Source organism: Vogesella urethralis, from assembly GCF_007644045.2.
Classification (GTDB): Bacteria; Pseudomonadota; Gammaproteobacteria; order Burkholderiales; family Chromobacteriaceae; genus Vogesella; species Vogesella urethralis.
Map to the genome: position 1 here is coordinate 150,507 of NZ_VMDW02000087.1, position 16,052 is coordinate 166,558.

General features: G+C 64.7%; 17 protein-coding genes. 8 read left to right on the top strand and 9 right to left on the bottom strand.

Going from position 1 to position 16,052, the window contains the following annotated elements; translation table 11 throughout:
- Positions 1-222 precede the first annotated feature (222 nt).
- The 7 genes from FLQ03_RS09720 to FLQ03_RS09750 all read left to right on the top strand — a co-directional run bounded on the left by FLQ03_RS09720 (position 223) and on the right by FLQ03_RS09750 (position 5,930).
- Entirely contained in the window at positions 223-480 is a 258-nt protein-coding gene (locus FLQ03_RS09720; RefSeq protein WP_144371227.1) for a BufA1 family periplasmic bufferin-type metallophore, read from the top strand.
- A gap of 66 nt (positions 481-546) precedes the next feature.
- On the top strand, positions 547-1,395 hold the full coding sequence (gene bufB / locus FLQ03_RS09725) for an MNIO family bufferin maturase (protein WP_144371228.1): 849 nt from the start codon (positions 547-549) through the stop codon (positions 1,393-1,395).
- Complete coding sequence (locus FLQ03_RS09730) at positions 1,392-2,141, top strand: HvfC/BufC N-terminal domain-containing protein (RefSeq protein ID WP_144371229.1); 750 nt, start codon at positions 1,392-1,394, stop codon at positions 2,139-2,141. The genes bufB and FLQ03_RS09730 overlap by 4 nt, the downstream gene beginning before the upstream one ends.
- Positions 2,138-2,590 carry a DoxX family protein gene (locus FLQ03_RS09735; RefSeq protein ID WP_144371230.1) on the top strand — a complete coding sequence of 151 codons (453 nt, stop codon included), beginning with the start codon at positions 2,138-2,140 and terminating at the stop codon, positions 2,588-2,590. Before FLQ03_RS09730 ends, FLQ03_RS09735 begins: the two co-directional genes overlap by 4 nt.
- 117 nt (positions 2,591-2,707) lie before the next feature.
- On the top strand, positions 2,708-3,553 hold the full coding sequence (serB, locus tag FLQ03_RS09740) for a phosphoserine phosphatase SerB (protein ID WP_144371231.1): 846 nt from the start codon (positions 2,708-2,710) through the stop codon (positions 3,551-3,553).
- A gap of 2 nt (positions 3,554-3,555) precedes the next feature.
- A complete protein-coding gene (locus FLQ03_RS09745) occupies positions 3,556-4,059 on the top strand; it encodes a hypothetical protein (protein WP_144371232.1) in 504 nt (167 codons plus the stop codon).
- Positions 4,056-5,930, top strand: coding sequence for a sensor domain-containing diguanylate cyclase (locus tag FLQ03_RS09750; RefSeq protein ID WP_144371233.1), 1,875 nt, complete (start codon positions 4,056-4,058; stop codon positions 5,928-5,930). Before FLQ03_RS09745 ends, FLQ03_RS09750 begins: the two co-directional genes overlap by 4 nt.
- Positions 5,931-6,014: 84 nt before the next feature.
- Here FLQ03_RS09750 and mpl read toward each other — a convergent pair whose 3' ends face one another.
- Positions 6,015-7,394 carry a UDP-N-acetylmuramate:L-alanyl-gamma-D-glutamyl-meso-diaminopimelate ligase gene (gene mpl, locus FLQ03_RS09755; protein WP_206210936.1) on the bottom strand — a complete coding sequence of 460 codons (1,380 nt, stop codon included), beginning with the start codon at positions 7,392-7,394 and terminating at the stop codon, positions 6,015-6,017.
- Positions 7,395-7,505: 111 nt separating this feature from the next.
- On the opposite strand from mpl, the gene FLQ03_RS09760 reads away from it, so the two are divergent.
- Entirely contained in the window at positions 7,506-8,183 is a 678-nt protein-coding gene (locus tag FLQ03_RS09760; protein ID WP_144371235.1) for a hypothetical protein, read from the top strand.
- Between the two features lie 71 nt (positions 8,184-8,254).
- Here the strand turns inward: FLQ03_RS09760 and FLQ03_RS09765 are convergent, their stop codons facing one another.
- The 8 genes from FLQ03_RS09765 to glyQ all read right to left on the bottom strand — a co-directional run bounded on the left by FLQ03_RS09765 (position 8,255) and on the right by glyQ (position 15,885).
- Complete coding sequence (locus FLQ03_RS09765) at positions 8,255-9,649, bottom strand: sodium:proton antiporter (protein WP_144371236.1); 1,395 nt, start codon at positions 9,647-9,649, stop codon at positions 8,255-8,257.
- Between the two features lie 212 nt (positions 9,650-9,861).
- Positions 9,862-10,251 (bottom strand): lactoylglutathione lyase, encoded by a 390-nt coding sequence (gloA, locus tag FLQ03_RS09770; RefSeq protein ID WP_144371237.1) that lies wholly within the window; start codon positions 10,249-10,251, stop codon positions 9,862-9,864.
- Between the two features lie 96 nt (positions 10,252-10,347).
- The gene (locus tag FLQ03_RS09775) at positions 10,348-11,061 is read right to left on the bottom strand and encodes a M48 family metallopeptidase (RefSeq protein WP_144371238.1); all 714 of its coding nucleotides are present in this window, start codon (positions 11,059-11,061) and stop codon (positions 10,348-10,350) included.
- Entirely contained in the window at positions 11,021-11,791 is a 771-nt protein-coding gene (locus tag FLQ03_RS09780; protein ID WP_144371239.1) for a lysophospholipid acyltransferase family protein, read from the bottom strand. Before FLQ03_RS09780 ends, FLQ03_RS09775 begins: the two co-directional genes overlap by 41 nt.
- A 5-nt stretch (positions 11,792-11,796) precedes the next feature.
- On the bottom strand, positions 11,797-12,339 hold the full coding sequence (gmhB, locus tag FLQ03_RS09785) for a D-glycero-beta-D-manno-heptose 1,7-bisphosphate 7-phosphatase (protein ID WP_144371240.1): 543 nt from the start codon (positions 12,337-12,339) through the stop codon (positions 11,797-11,799).
- Positions 12,340-12,454: 115 nt separating this feature from the next.
- On the bottom strand, positions 12,455-14,521 hold the full coding sequence (gene glyS, locus FLQ03_RS09790; protein ID WP_144371294.1) for a glycine--tRNA ligase subunit beta: 2,067 nt from the start codon (positions 14,519-14,521) through the stop codon (positions 12,455-12,457).
- Positions 14,522-14,523: 2 nt separating this feature from the next.
- The gene (locus FLQ03_RS09795) at positions 14,524-14,991 is read right to left on the bottom strand and encodes a surface-adhesin E family protein (protein ID WP_144371241.1); all 468 of its coding nucleotides are present in this window, start codon (positions 14,989-14,991) and stop codon (positions 14,524-14,526) included.
- Positions 14,992-14,994: 3 nt separating this feature from the next.
- Complete coding sequence (glyQ, locus tag FLQ03_RS09800; RefSeq protein WP_144371242.1) at positions 14,995-15,885, bottom strand: glycine--tRNA ligase subunit alpha; 891 nt, start codon at positions 15,883-15,885, stop codon at positions 14,995-14,997.
- Positions 15,886-16,052: the final 167 nt, after the last annotated feature.

Consider the following 16,052-nt stretch of genomic DNA (forward strand, 5'->3'; position numbering starts at 1 on the left):
GCCCGCGCATGGCCATGGCGGCCAACCTTGCCTGACACCAACCCTGTCTGCTACACAGACAGGGTTTTGTTTTGCCCATCCCGGCCGTCACACAAGCCACACAAAAAGCCGCTCGATAAATTTTTTGCCGCAGTGTGTAATGGATGGCGATGTGGGCCGACTAAAGCTGGTAACGCGATACATCACGCGTTCCACACCCACTATTTACACAGGAGAATCACCATGTCCGCCACTTCCAACACCCTGCTGGTTTCCGCCCTTTCCGCCGCCCTGGCCCTGGCCGCCGTCAGCGCCCCGGCCGTCGCCGCCGACAAGGAAAAATGCTACGGCATCGCCATGGCCGGCAAGAACGACTGTGCGGCCAACGGCCACAGCTGCGCCGGCCAGTCCAAAGTGGACAAAGACGGCGCCGAGTGGAAATTCGTGGCCAAGGGCAGCTGCACCAAGATGGGCGGCACCCTGGAACCGATGAAGAAGTAAGCACACCGGGATTGTCTGCTTGACGGGGCTACGGCCCCGTTTCCGTTTCTGACCGGGACCCCTGCCATGACTGCCTCCCTTCCCGTGTGCGCCGGCATCGGCCTGCGCCACCCGCATTACCAGCAGGTGCTGGCGCAGCAACCCGCGCTGGGCTGGATAGAGCTGCACAGCGAAAACTTCTTCGAAGGCGGCCAGCCGCTGGCCATGCTGCAGCAGTTGGCCGCGCGCTACCCGCTGTCACTGCACGGCGTCGGCCTGGGCCTGGGCGCAGCCGCCCGCCCCGACGCCACCCACCTGGCCGCACTGCGCCGCTTGCTGGACGCCGTACCGGCGGTGGCGGTGTCGGAGCACCTGTCGTTCAACCACGACGCCAGCCAGCGCTTTGCCAACGACCTGCTGCCCATTCCGTATACCCGCGCCATGCTGGACCGGGTAGCTGCCAACGTGGCCGAAGCGCAGGACGCGCTGCGCCGGCCGCTGCTGATCGAGAACCTGTCCAGCTACCTGGCCTACCCCGGCAACGACATGCACGAGGGCGAGTTTCTGGCCGAGCTGGTAACGCGTACCGGCTGCGGCCTGCTGCTGGACGTGAACAACCTGTACGTCAACCAGCAAAACCTGGGCACCGACGTGGATGCCTTCCTGGCCGCGCTGCCGCCGCACGCCATCGGCGAAATCCACCTGGCCGGCTACACCGAGCGCACGTTTGACGACGGCAGCACGCTGCTGGTGGATACCCACAGCCGGCCGGTGTACCCGGCGGTATGGCAGCTGTACCGGCAGGTGCTGGCGCGCTTCGGTGCGCGGCCAACCCTGATCGAGTGGGATATCGACATCCCGCCGCTGGACACGCTGTTGGCCGAAGCCGCCACCGCGCAGGCCATACTCGCTCAGCACACGGAGGCTGCCACATGAACGAAACCGCCTGGCAACACGCGCTGCTGGACGCCATCACCACCCCGCAGTGGCAGCCCGACCCGCGCTTTCCCGCCGCCGCGCTGGCGGTGTACCGCAATAACTATCGCGTCGGCCTGATGGAGATGCTGGCGCTGGTGTACCCGATCTGCCGCCAGCTGCTGGGCGATGACTTCTTCGAGGCGCTCAGCCGCGAATACGTCAAGGCCACGCCGTCGGCCAGTGGCAACCTGCACCGCTACGGCGGCGGCTTTGCCGACTTCGTCGCCACCTTCGAACACACCGCCCACATTGGCTACCTGCCGGATGTGGCTCGGCTGGAGTGGGCGTTACACCGTGGTTATTACGCGGCAGATAGCACGCCGCTAGCCCTCGCTACGCTGGCAGCCATCCCGCAGCTGCAATGGGGTAGTCTGCGCTTTGCCTGCCACCCGGCCTGTGCGGTGCTGGATAGCCGTTGGCCGCTGGCCGACATCCACGCTCATCACCAGCCGGCCACCGCCGGCTGTGCGGTAGACCTGGCCACGGCACAGCCGCTGCTGCTGTGGCGTAACGGCGACGGCCTGATGCAGCTGCACGTGCTGGCGCCCGGCCAGGCTGCCTTCTGCCAGGCGCTGCTGGACGGCGCCACGCTGGATGAAGCCACCAGCGCGGGGTTGGCCGCCACGCCAGATTTCGACCTGCAAGCCGCGCTGCTGCTGGTACTGCAGCACGGGGTACTATCTGCCATCAAGGAACCATCATGAACGCCATCGCTACCCTGCTGCGCCGCAGCCAGCCCGTCACCGCCTGGCTGGACACCTGGCTACAACCCGTCGCCCTACTGGCGCTGCGCCTGTACCTGGCGCGGGTGTTCTTTCTGGCAGGCCTGACCAAAATCCAGGACTGGGATACCACGCTATTCCTGTTCAGCGAAGAGTACCGCGTGCCACTGCTGTCACCGACGCTGGCGGCGGTACTGGGCACTGCCGGCGAGCTGCTGCTGCCGCCGCTGTTGCTGCTGGGCCTGGCCGGGCGCTTTGCTGCGCTAGGCCTATTCGTGCTCAACATCATGGCGGTGCTCAGCTACTGGCACGCACTGGACGGCAGCGCGCTGGAATTCCACCTGCAGTGGGGGCTGATGTTGCTGTTGTTGCTGGCCACCGGCCCCGGCAAGCTGGCGCTGGACAAGCTGCTGCGCCAGCGTCTGGGCTGAACCCCGGCGGCCGCGCCCACCAAACATGCCATTTCGATAATTCAGCAGCAACCGTGAAGCAGGGCGGTGGGCGTGGCATAATCGCCGACAGTCTTAAATTACCCAGTCACCAACATCATGAGCGTCAGCCCCACCCTGGTTCTGCAAGCCCCGCATCTCGATTTTGCCCGTGTGACCGAGCTGGCCATTCTGGCCGGTAGCGAGCCCGTGACACCTGTAGACGGCATCGCCCGCCTGGCTGCGGCCAACCCCGCACGCCGTGAGCTGGTACTGGAACGTGCCGCCCGCCTGGGCGTGGACGCCAACTACGTCGATAGCCAGCGCCGCTTTGCCGATTTCGGCCTGATCGTGTCCGATATGGACTCCACGCTGATCACCATCGAGTGCATCGACGAGATCGCCGACATGCAGGGCCTGAAGCCGCAGGTGGCCGCCATCACCGCCCGTTCGATGCGCGGCGAGCTGGACTTCTCGCAATCGCTGCGCGAACGCGTGGCCCTGCTGGCCGGGCTGCCGGAAAGCGCGCTGGCCCGCGTGTACGAAGAGCGGCTGCAGCTGATGGCCGGCGCCCGCGAGCTGCTGGCTGCCTGCCGCGAGCACAACGTGAAGTTCATGCTGGTATCCGGCGGTTTTACCTACTTTACCGAACGCCTGAAAGCAGAGCTGGGCCTGGACTACACCTACGCCAACCAGCTGGAGATCGTGGACGGCAAGCTCACCGGCCGCGTAGTTGGCGACATCGTGGACGCCGCAGCCAAGCGCCGTCTGCTGATCGAAAAACGCAGCGCGCTGGGCCTGGCGCCGGAACAGGTGATCGCCATGGGCGACGGTGCCAACGACCTGCTGATGCTGGCCGAAGCCGGCGTCGGCGTGGCCACCCACGCCAAGCCGGTGGTGCGCGAGCAGGCCCGTTACAGCCTCAATGTCAGCGGTCTTGACGGCATCCGCAAGCTGTTCCTGTAACCATGCCGCAGACCCTGCCGTCGCTGGATACCGTCAGTTTCGACTGCCACCTGCCGCTGGACTACCAGCCGCAGCCCGGCCACGCGCCCCAGGCCTTGCTGACCACGCGGTTGGCGCTGGCCATCCTGGCCGGCCAGGCCGATCCGGCTGACGCCGCGCCGGGGCTACAGCGCCTGGAAGCCAAACTCGACCTGGCGCTGGAGCTGGCCTTGCAACAGCATTACCCGCAACACCCGCCGGCGGTCGCCTGCCGGCTCGGGCTGGAAGCGATCGCCTGGCACCATCCGCTGGCGCTGGCCGTTGGCAGCCAGGGCCAGCTGTCGCTGCAGGTACAAGCGCCGTCGGCGCTCACCCTGCACTTGCCACTGACCATCCGCCACTGTCTGCCGCAGGCAGACGGCTTTGCCATTGTGGGCGACTGGGGCGCCGCCCTGGGCGAGGCGCAGGCGGCGTGGGAACGCTGGGTCTTCCGCCGCCACCGTCAAAGTATCGGACGCCAGGCATGACGCCCGTCAACCCGCGACAAACCGAACTGGGTGCGCTGCGCGGTAGCCGGCTGATGCCTATCCTGTCGGCACTGTTCCTGCTGCTGCTATGGTCTGTGGTGGTAGAAACCCTGCACGAACGCGCCGCTTTTACCCGCAAGCAGATCCAGACCGAACAGCAGCGCTGGCTGCAGCAGGCCGTGCGAGGAATAGATACACGGCTGGAAACGCTGCGCCGGGACATGCTGCTGTACCGGCAGGACGGCAGTAGCCTGGCGCGAGAGGTGAACAGCCTGTACCCGCTGGAACACGGCCGCTTGTGGCTGGTTGATGCTGACAGCCAGAGCCAGCTGCACGGCGACCTGGACAACCTGGCCCCCGTCACCGCCGATAGCGTGCGCCAGCTGTTACAGCAACACCCCGTGGATGGCCGCCTGCTGCTGCTGGACGCCGACACCCGACGTGACACCTCGCGGCTGCTGGTGGTGATTCCGCAATGCGAAGCCGACAACTGCCGCAATGCGCTGGTGGGCTTTGTCTCGTTTACCGCCCTGCTGGACAGCGAGCTGCTGGCCATGGCCCCGCAAGTCTTGCTGAGTGACAGCAGCCAGAACGCGCTGGTCAGCCTGGGCGCAGCGGCAGACCGGCTGGAAGGCTACCTGAACCAGGGCGTGCTACGCAGTGCTCCAGCCAGTACCGAACTGACAAGCGTGCCACTGACCTTGTCGGTCCAGCTGTCGCCGGTACAGTACGCCGAGCCCTTCGTGCTGTTTGCCCTGTATCTGACCGCGGCGGCCACGCTGATGAGTGGCGTGTTGCTGGTAATCCTGTTACGGGTTGGCCGCCGGCTGAGCTTCATCCTGCAACGCAGCGACGAGGTGAACCAGGCCACGCATCTGCTGACGCTGACCAACAACAGCCTGCGCGAGCGACTGCGCAAGCTGATCGAGGAACAGCGCGACCAGCAAACGCTGATCGACACCGTCCAGGTAGGCGTACTGCTGATCGACGCCGAGCAGAAGATCATCCTGACCGGCAACGAAGCCGCCACCCGGCTACTGGGCTTTGCCCGCCAGGCGCTGTACCGTCGTTCGCTGGAAAGCCTGTTCACCTCGGCCGAGCAGTACACCCAGCTGCTGTCCTTGCTGCAAGAGCAACAGCAATTGAGCGAGCGCGAAGTGGAGCTGAGCACCCGCAGCGGCGAGCGGCTGTGGAGCGTGCTGTCGATGCGCCCGCTGCTGTTTCGCGAACGCAATGCCTACGTGCTGAGCTTTGTCGACATCACCGAGCGGCTGCTGCACGCGCAGCGGCTGGAAGAAGAAAAACAGGCCACCGAGCGCGCCCTGTCGCAATTGCAGTCCACCCAGCACGAGCTGTACCAGCGTGCCACCTGCGACGATCTGACCGGTATTGCCAACCGCCGCCATTTCCTGTCTGGTGCCGGCAAGGCACTGGAGCTGGCACGGCTGGAGAACCAGTGCTTTGTGGTAGCCGTACTGGACGTGGACCACTTCAAGTCTATTAACGACCGCTACGGTCACGCTGCCGGCGACAGCGTACTGCAACGGCTGACACAGCACATTGCCGCCACACTACCGCACAGCGCGCTGTTCGGCCGCATGGGCGGCGAGGAGTTCGCCATCGTGCTGCCCGACTACAATCTGAACGAAGCACACGCACTGCTGGAAAGCGTACGCCTGAGCCTGGCCGCACTCCCGCTACTGCAGGATGGCGACATGGTGCACATCACCTTCTCCGCCGGCCTGGCCGAGCGCAAACGTCACGGCGAGCAGCTGTCGGAACTGCTGAAGATCGCCGACCACGCCATGTACCAAGCCAAAAGCGAAGGCCGCAACCGCATTCACAGCGCCGCGCCGGCGCAAAACGGTTAACGCCGCCGCACAGGCCAGCCGGCGGCACGCCATAAAAAAACCGCCCCGGCAAGCCGGAGCGGTGCTGGCAACCAGCAGCAGCAATCAGCCCAGTGCCGCCAGCAGTTTGGCGTGAATGCCGCCAAAGCCGCCGTTACTCATCACCAGTACCTGATCGCCGTCGCGGGCTTCGGCCACGATGGCTGCCACCAGCGCGTCGATATCGTCAAAGCAGTGCGCCTTGTCGCCCAGCGGCGCCAGCGCCTCGTCCACGCGCCAGCCCAGGTTGGCCGCACCGTAGCAGAACACCACGTCAGCGTCCTGCAGCGAACCGGGTAGCGCCGCCTTCATGGTGCCCAGCTTCATGGTATTGGAACGCGGCTCCAGCACCGCCAGGATGCGCGTGCTGCGGCCAACCTTGTGGCGCAGGCCGGCCACCGTGGTGGTGATGGCGGTGGGGTGATGGGCAAAGTCGTCGTACACGGTGACGCCGCGCACGGTGCCTTTCACTTCCATGCGGCGTTTCACGCTCTTGAAGCGCGACAGCGCGTCGATGGCCACCGCCGGCGTCACCCCCACGTGGCGTGCCGCGGCAATGGCGGCCACCGCATTAAGGCGGTTGTGCTCGCCTGGCACGTCCCACACCACCCGGCCTTGCAGCTGGCCATCCAGAAGGACATCAAAACTGCCGTCGGCGTCCGCCGCGCCAGCTTGCCAGCCACTATCGGTACCGAAGGTTTCCACCGGCGTCCAGCAACCACGGTCCAGTACACGCTGCAGGCTGGCTTCGCGGCCATTGGCCACCACCAGGCCTTCACCGGGCACGGTACGCACCAGATGGTGGAACTGGGTTTCGATGGCCGCCAGGTCGGCAAAAATGTCGGCGTGGTCGTATTCCAGGTTGTTCAGCACCGCGGTGCGCGGGCGGTAGTGTACGAATTTGCTGCGCTTGTCGAAGAAAGCCGTGTCGTACTCGTCGGCCTCGATCACGAAGAACGGGCTCTGGCTGGCCGCATCCTGCGCCGGCGTGCCCGGCAGGCGCGCCGAAATGCCGAAGTTTTCCGGAATGCCGCCAATCAGGAAGCCCGGCGCCAGGCCGGCGTCCTGCAGGATCCACGCCAGCATCGAGGTGGTGGTGGTCTTGCCGTGGGTACCGGCTACCGCCAGCACCCATTTGTCGTGCAGCACGTTCTCGGCCAGCCACTGCGGGCCGGAAATGTACGGCAGGCCACGGTTGAGGATGGCTTCCATCAGCGGCTTGCCGCGCGTGACCACATTGCCCACCACGAACACGTCGGCGCCGATATCGGCCTGCTCTGCACCAAAGCCCTGCATCAGCTCGATGCCCATGGCCTCCAGCTGGGTGCTCATCGGCGGGTAGACGTTGGCGTCGCAACCGGTCACCTTGTGGCCGGCGGCTTTGGCGATGGCGGCGATGCCACCCATGAAGGTGCCGCAAATACCGAGAATGTGGATATGCATGATGTGCTGCAGACAGAAAACGGGAAAGCGGCAAGGATACCGCAAAGCTCTCGTTAAAACAGGATCGGGAACATGCCTATACTGGCCAGTCACCATGACAAAGGCCTAAATGCCATGTCCATTCCGCGCCAACTTCTCACCCTGCCCTGGCTGCTGCCGCTGCCTGTACTGGCTACCGGCATCGAGCTGGACTTCATCGGACCGGAGCTGACAGGCGTTTACCAGGTACACGACGGCAAGGCCCAGGGCGAACTGGTGGTCATGCTACAGCAGCTGGGTAGCCAGGCCGGTATCCAGTGGCGCTACCGGCTGGCCACGCCGGCACGGGTGGAAGTAACGCTGGGTAGCCAGCAAAACGTTTGCAGCCTGCACCTGCAGAGCCGACGCCAGCGCAGTGACTATCAGGTCATAGGCATTCTGGGGGAGCACGCCATCGTGGCGTATAGCGGTATGCACGATCGTATCGGTCTGGATGAGCTGGCGCAGCTGCCTGCATCGCAGCGGCTGGGCTTTGGCAGCGGCTTGAAGTCACTGTTGCAACGGCAGGGGCTGAACGTGATCGAACACCCGTCACTGGCCACCGCCGTGCAGCTGGTCGGCCTGGGCCGTGCCCGCGTATTGCTGACAACCCAGATCAGCATGTACAGCCTGCAGCCGGCGCCGCTGTTACGCCGCATTGGCACACTGGGCAAGGCCGACAACGTGCTGGCCTGCTCACGCCAGCTTCCCCCCGGTGTCGCCGCGCGGCTGCGGCAGGCGCTAAGCCGGCTACTGATACCGTTCACCCTGTAAAAACACCCCGGCAGCCTGCCAGGCAGGCTGCCGGGGTGTTGCGATTGCCGCTACCGCGGCGCTGGCGACGATCAGAAGAACAGCCAGGTCTGCAGCACGAACAGCGGCAGCAGGAACACGATGGACCACGCCATGTAACCGAAGAAGCTCGGCATCTTGATGCCACGCTGCTCGGCGATGGCTTTCACCATGAAGTTGGGCGCGTTACCGATATAGGTGTTGGCCCCCATGAACACGGCGCCCATCGAGATGGCCAGCAGCGTCTGCGACAGCGGGCCCATCAACGTGGCGGCATCGCCCGAGGCCAGGTTGAAGAACACCAGATAGGTGGGCGCGTTATCCAGGAAGCTGGACAGGATGCCGGTCATCCAGAAGTACATCGCGTTCAGCGGCGCACCGTCCGGGCCGGACACCACGCTGACCAGCGGCGCCAGCGCACCGGCTTTACCCGCTTGCAGCACGGCGATCACCGGGCCGATAGTGATGAAGATGCCGGCAAACAGCTTGGCCACTTCCAGAATCGGGTCCCAGTTGAACTCGTTGCCAGCGCGTACCTGTGCCGGCGTGATCTTCAGCGAAACAGCAGCAATCAGCAGCAGCAGGCCGTCGCGTACCAGGTTCTGCAGCGCTACCGGGGTACCCATCACGTCAAAGCTGATACCGGGCTTCCAGAACCCCGACAGCAGCACAGCGCCGATCACCGCCAGCAGCAGCGGGATATTGCGCAGGCCATACAGCTTGATCGGCGCGTCCGGCGTCTTGTCGCGTGGCAACACGCCTTCCTTGCGGAAGTAATAGCTGTCTACCGCGTAGAACACCGCCAGCAGCACCAGCACCGACAGCAACACCGGCAGCGCCATCGCCGACACGGTCCAGAAGAAGTCCACGCCTTTCAGGAAGCCCAGGAACAGCGGCGGGTCGCCCAGCGGCGTCAGGCCGCCGCCGATGTTGGCCACCAGGAAGATGAAGAACACCACCACGTGCACATTGTGCTGACGGTTGTCGTTGGCCTTGATCAGCGGGCGGATCAGCAGCATGGCGGCACCGGTGGTACCCATCAGCGATGCCAGCACCGTGCCCAACGCCAGCAGGCCGGTATTCAGCGCCGGCGAACCGTGCAGATTGCCCCACACCAGAATGCCGCCGGACACCGTGTACAGCGCAAACAGCAGCACCACGAACGGGATGAACTCCGCCAGCATGGCGTGCACTACCAGCCCGGCACTGGTGCCAAGCCCGAAGGTAGCCGTAAACGGCAACAGGAATAGCAAGGTCCAGCCGGCGGTGATCTTGCCGAAATGGTGGTGCCAGAAACCGGGGGCGAAAATGGGGAACAGCGCAATCGACAACAGGATACCGGCGAAGGGTAAGCCCCAGGCCAGCGATAGTGTCGCGCCATCGAGGCTGGCGGCCTGGGCCAGGCCAGGTAGCAGGCCAAGCAACAATGCAGAAGTAAAACGGGTCATCAGGGCTCCTTGTGCTGGCGGCGTCACAACCGCTCTTTTTTGTAACAGAATGTTTTGTGACCGCAGTTTAAACGATTAATTCCGGAATCGGTTTGCCACAAAAGCAAAAATCGTCCCCCCGGCAGCTGGCCGCAGACGCAAAAAAGCCCTTCAGCATAGCAGAAGGGCTGTAGATGACAGCGGCAAGCGCGCCGCCACCGGCACGCCGGCGCTTAGCGGGTGCCTTTCTGGATGAACTCGATCTTGTAACCGTCCGGGTCTTCCACGAAGGCAATCACGGTGGTGCCGTGCTTCATCGGGCCGGCTTCGCGTACCACCTTGCCGCCCTTGGCGCGCACGGCGTCACAGGCGGCGTAGGCGTCGGCCACTTCCACCGCCAGGTGGCCGAAGGCGTTGCCCAGGTCGTAGCTGTCGGTGTCCCAGTTATGGGTCAGCTCGATCACGCTGTTGCTGTCTTCGTCGCCATAACCGACAAAGGCCAGCGTGAAGCGGCCTTCCGGGTAGTCGTGACGGCGCAGCAGGGTCATGCCCAGTACTTCGGTGTAAAAGGCGATGGAACGGTCGAGCTGGCCGACACGGATCATGGTATGCAGCAGGCGCATGGTGTTCTCCGGCAATAAGGTTGGCCGCAGCGCGGCAAGAGCAGGCAGATGGGGACGGGTGGGCAAAGTTAAAGACAAGCGGCCAGAACAGGCTGTTCAACCGTAACGGAACAGGCTGTTGCCGTGGGTTTTCAGCCATTGCCGCGCTGGCTGCCAGCCCGGGTACAGGCGTTCCACTTCGGCCCAGAACGCCGGGGAATGGTTCATGTGGCGCAGGTGCGCCAGCTCGTGGGCGATGACGTAATCCAGAACTGCCGGCGGCGCCTGTACCAGGCGCCAGTTCAGCCGGATGATGCCCTGGCTGGTACAACTGCCCCAGCGCGTACGCGCCGACGACAGCGCCCAGCCGGACAGCGGCCGTGCCGCGCGTTGCTCCCAAGCTTCCAGCCGCGCACAAAAGCGCTGGCGCGCCTCTTTTTGCAGCCAGGCCACCACGGCGGCGGCCAACCTGGCCGGTTGCTGCAGGCCGGGGCCGGCCAGCTGCAGTACCTCGCCGTCGATACGGGCGCGGTGCCGGCTGGCGTCTTCCACCGCCAGGCGTAGCGTCTGCCCGGCCAGCATCACCTGGCCACGGCTTTGTTCGCGCTGCGCGTCTTCATACCGCTGCCGCGCCAGGTGACTGGCGATCCAGTCGCGCTTTTGCGCCAGGATATCCTGCAGTGCGGCCAACGATACCGCCGGCGGCGCGATCATCTCCACCACGCCGTCGCGGATGCGCAGCGCCACGCTCTGGCGAGGGCGGCGCGTCAGCTGCACCGCCACCACGCCGTCAGGCAGCGCGAGGCTGAGCGGCGCGGGCTTTGCGCTCATCGGGATGGGCAAACGGGCCAACGCCGCCGATCTCGCGCTGACGCGCTTCGATCCAGGCTTCGGCGGCCTTCATCATCGCCTCGGGGCCGGCGTAATCGGCCGGGAACAGCGCCGGGCCGATCACCACGGTAATCTCGCCGGGGTGCTTGAGGAAGGCGTTGCGCGGCCAGAACTCGCCGGCATTGTGCGCCACCGGCACCATCGGCATGTCGAACTGCACCGCCATGCGCGCGGCGCCCAGCTTGTATTTGCCGGCCAGGCCCGGGCGGATGCGGGTGCCTTCCGGAAACACGCTGATCCAGAAACCATGCTGCTTGCGGTTAAGCCCCTGCTCCAGCAGGCGGCGGTTGGCGTTGGCACGGTCGGCACGGTTGATGGTGATGGGGTTGGTCAGCGCCAGGCCCCAGCCGAAGAACGGAATCAGCAGCAGCTCGCGCTTGGCCACGAACACCTGCGACGGAAAGATTTCCTGCAGCGACAGCGTTTCCCAGCCGGACTGGTGCTTGGCACAAATAATGGCCGGCTGGTTCAGGATGTTCTCCGCGCCGATCACGCGGTAGCGCAGGCCCACCACGTGCCACAGCAACCAGGTCAGCACCCGCGCCCAGCCCTCGCCCACCAGGTGGCGGCGGCGGCGCGGCAACGGCGCACACAGGAACAGCACGGCAAAAAACAGCGGGGTAAGAACCAGTACCAGCAGCCAGTAGATCAGGTTGCGAATCAACAGCATGGGGCTCAGTCTTCCAGATTGATCAGGTAGTCGGCGGCATCGAACAGGTCGTCAAACACCTGGGTGCCCGCCGGCAAACCGCCTTTTTCCAGCGTGCGCAGGCCCTTGCCGGTACGCACCAGCAACGGCAGGCCACCCACTTCGGCCACTGCCTGCAGGTCGCGCAGGCTGTCGCCTATCATCGGCAGGCCATCGCCACGCACATTGAAGCGTTCCATCACCTCGTGCACCATGCCCGGCTTGGGTTTGCGGCAATCGCATTGATCGTCCGCCACGTGCGGACAGAAAATCACCGCGTCGATGCGGCCGCCGGCCTGGTTCACCAGGCGGTGCATTTTTTCATGCATGGCGTTCAGCGCGTGCATGTCGAACAGGCCACGGCCGATGCCGCTCTGGTTGGTGGCCACCACCACGCGCCAGCCGGCTTGCGTGAGGTTGGCAATGGCTTCCAGGCTGCGCGGCAGCGGCTGCCATTCCATGGTGTTCTTGACGAAGTCGTCGCGATCCTGGTTGATCACGCCGTCGCGGTCGAGGATGACGAGTTTCATGGTGTCCTTTTAGGCCACGTAAAAAATGCTGGTTCGCCACGAAAGCACACAGAAAACACGGAAGGCAGCGCGCCGTCTTCTGTGTCTTCCGTGTGTGTCCGTGGCGAAAACGGTCTTACTCCGCCAGCAGCGAGATATCCGCTACGCGGTTGAACAGCGCGGCCAGGCTGGCCAGCAGCGCAATACGGTTAGCGCGCACGGCCAGGTCGTCGGCCATCACCATCACACCGTCGAAGAACGCATCCACCGGCGCCCGCAGCGAGGCCAGCTGGGTTAGCGCACCGGCAAAGTCGTGGGCGGCAAACTGTGCTTCCACCGCCGGCGCCAGCGCCTGGATGGCGTCGAACAGCGCACGCTCGGCGTCTTCGGCAAACAGCGCCGGGTTCACCGTGCCGATGTCGCCTTCGGCTTTCTTCAGGATGTTTTTCACGCGCTTGTTGGCCGCAGCCAGGGTAGCGGCTTCCGGCAGCGCCTTGAACTGCGCCACGGCGGCCAGCACGGCGCCCACTTCGTTCAGCTGGGTCGGTGCCAGCGCCAGTACGGCGTCGATCTCGTCGGCCTTGTAGTCGTTGGCCAGGTAGTTCTTCAGGCGTTCCAGCGCAAAAGCGTACACCTCGTCCACCACGCTGGCAGACAGCAGGCCGGCCGGGAAGGCGGCGGCAGCGTCGGCGATCAGCGCTTTCAGGTCCAGCGGCTGTTCCAGCACCATGCGCAGCACGCCCAGCGCGGCACGACGCAGCGCAAACGGGTCTTTGTCGCCGGTAGGAATCAGGCCGATGCCCCAGATACCGACGATGGTTTCCAGCTTGTCGGCCAGTGCCACGGCGGTAGCGATCGGGCCTTGCGGCAGGCTGTCGCCGGCAAAACGCGGGTGGTAGTGGCCTTCGATGGCGTCGGCCACGGCGGCGTCTTCACCGTCCAGGCGCGCATAGTAGCGGCCCATGATGCCTTGCAGCTCGGGGAACTCGCCGACCATGTCGGACACCAGATCGGCCTTGGCCAGGTACGCCGCGCGGGCGGCCAGCGCGCTATCGGCACCCAGCTTGCCGGCGATGGCGGCGGCGATGCTCTGCAGGCGCTCGACGCGTTCCAGCTGGCTGCCGATCTTGTTGTGGTAAACCACGTTGGCCAGGCGCGGCAGGCGGCTGTCCAGACGCTGCTTCTGGTCTTGCTCGTAGAAGAACTTGGCGTCGGACAGACGGGCGCGCAGCACGCGCTCGTTACCGCCCACGATGTAGCGCGGGTCGTCGGTTTGCAGGTTGGACACCAGCAGGAAGCGGTTCATCAGCTTGCCGTCGCCATCCAGCAGCGGGAAGTACTTCTGGTTCTGCTGCATGGTCAGGATCAGGCATTCCTGCGGCACGTTCAGGAATTCGGCTTCAAAGCCGGCTTCCAGCACCACCGGCCATTCCACCAGGCCGGTCACTTCGTCGAACAGCGCATCCGGCGCGGCGATGGTGGCGTTCAGGCGAGCAGCGGCTTCAGTCAGCTTGTGGCGAATCAGCTCGCGGCGGGCGGTGAAGCTGGCAATCACCTTGCCTTCTTCGGCCAGGGTGCGGGCGTAGGCGTCGGCGTTGGCCACGGTCACGTCACCGGCAGACAGGAAGCGATGGCCACGGGTGAGGTTGCGGCTTTGCAGGCCAAGTACCTCGCCGGCAATCACTTGCTCGCCGTGCAGCATCATCAGGCCGTGTACCGGGCGCACGAACTGTACGTCCAGGCTGCCCCAGCGCATCAGCTTGGGCGCCGGCAGCTTTTTCAGCGCGGTGGCCACGATGCCGGACAGCACGGCGGCGAGAGCTTCGCCAGCCTTGGTGGATTCGTAGGCAAACACGTCCTGCTTGCCGTCGTGCACGATGGTCAGCGCTGCTACGTCCACACCACAGGAGCGGGCAAAGCCGGCCAGGGCCGGCGACGGCTGGCCGTCTTTCATGCCGGCAGATACCGCCGGGCCGCGACGCACGATGTGCTGGTCGGGCTGGATGGCGGCCACGGCCGGAATCTGCACCGCCAGGCGGCGCGGGCTGGCGTAAACGTTGGCCGCAGTGTCGGCCGCCACGAACTGCAGTTTTTTCAGTTCGTCGGTAATGGTGTCGGCAAAGCTGTTGGCCAGCTTTTCCAGTGCTTTGGGCGGCAGCTCTTCGGTGAGCAGCTCGATCAGCAGGGTGGCTTGTTGGGTCATGGTCATTCGATCTTTTCGCTGGGGGCGCTAGGCGCGAGTCGGCACACGATCTTCAGCATGGTTTCGGCAATGGAGCCCTGCTCCACCGGCACGAAGGCCCAGTTGTAGCGTTGCAGCGGGAACATCTGGGTGTACACATGCTTGCCGCGCGCGGTCCAGTAACTGGTGTTGATGAACGCGTACTGCATGTTCTGGCAATCGGCACGGCCTTCCAGGCGGCGTACCTGATAGCTGATGTCCAGGCTTTCCTCGCGTTTCTTCTCGGCGTAGCGCTCCTGGTTGATGAAGCGGACAAGGCCGTCGTTCACATTGGCAATGCTGTCCAGGTCGAGGGCGAGCTCAAGGGCGTCACCGCTCTGGTACACCTGGAAATTGCCTTCCTGACGCGGGGCTTCCTGCTGGCTGGCCAGGTACCAGGTGAGGCCTGCCAGCACGGCAATCAGGGTGAAGAAGGCGACCGCTGTCTTCATGGCTTAGTCTTTTTTCAGCATCGGGAAGCCCAGGGCTTCGCGTGCGTCGTAGTAAGCCTGGGCCACGCCACGGGCCAGGTTGCGGATGCGGCCGATGTAGGCGGCACGTTCGGTCACCGAAATGGCACCGCGGGCATCCAGCAGGTTGAAGGTGTGGCCGGCCTTCAGGATCATCTCGTAGCCCGGCAGCGGCAGGCCGGCCTCCAGCAGGCGCTTGGCCTCGCCTTCGTAATCGGCAAACTGCTTGAACAGCAGCTCGACGTTGCTGTGCTCGAAGGCAAAGCGCGACTGCTCCACTTCGTTCTGGAAGAACACGTCACCGTAGGTGACCGGGGTGCCGTCCGGCAGACGGGTCCAGATCAGTTCGTAGACGTTTTCGATGTCCTGCAGGTACATGGCCAGGCGTTCCAGACCGTAGGTGATCTCGCCCAGTACCGGTTTGCAATCCAGGCCGCCCACTTGCTGAAAGTAGGTGAACTGGGTCACTTCCATGCCGTTCAGCCACACTTCCCAACCCAGGCCCCAGGCGCCCAGCGTCGGGTTTTCCCAGTCGTCTTCCACAAAGCGGATGTCGTGGATGGCCGGGTCGATGCCCAGCTCGCGCAGCGAACCCAGGTACAGGTCCTGGATATTCGGCGGCGACGGCTTCAGTACCACCTGGAACTGGTGGTGCTGGAACAGGCGGTTCGGGTTTTCACCGTAGCGGCCATCTTTCGGACGGCGGCTGGGTTGTACGTAGGCAGCGTTCCACGGTTCCGGGCCCAGGGCGCGCAGGAAGGTGGCGGTGTGCGAGGTGCCTGCGCCCACTTCGGTATCGTAAGGCTGGAGCAAGGCGCAGCCCTGACGGTTCCAGTAGTGCTGCAGGGTAAGGATGATTTCCTGGAAAGTGAGCATGGGCGGAATCTGAAAGTTTGAAAAACAAAGCCCGATTCTAACCGTATCGGGGAACACGGGGAAAGCGTGCTGCGGTGCGGAGCCAGCGCGCACTGCCCGCAGCAGCACCACAGGCGGGAATCTGCCATCTGCATAAAATGCCACAACCCGCTGCCGACCAGCGTCAA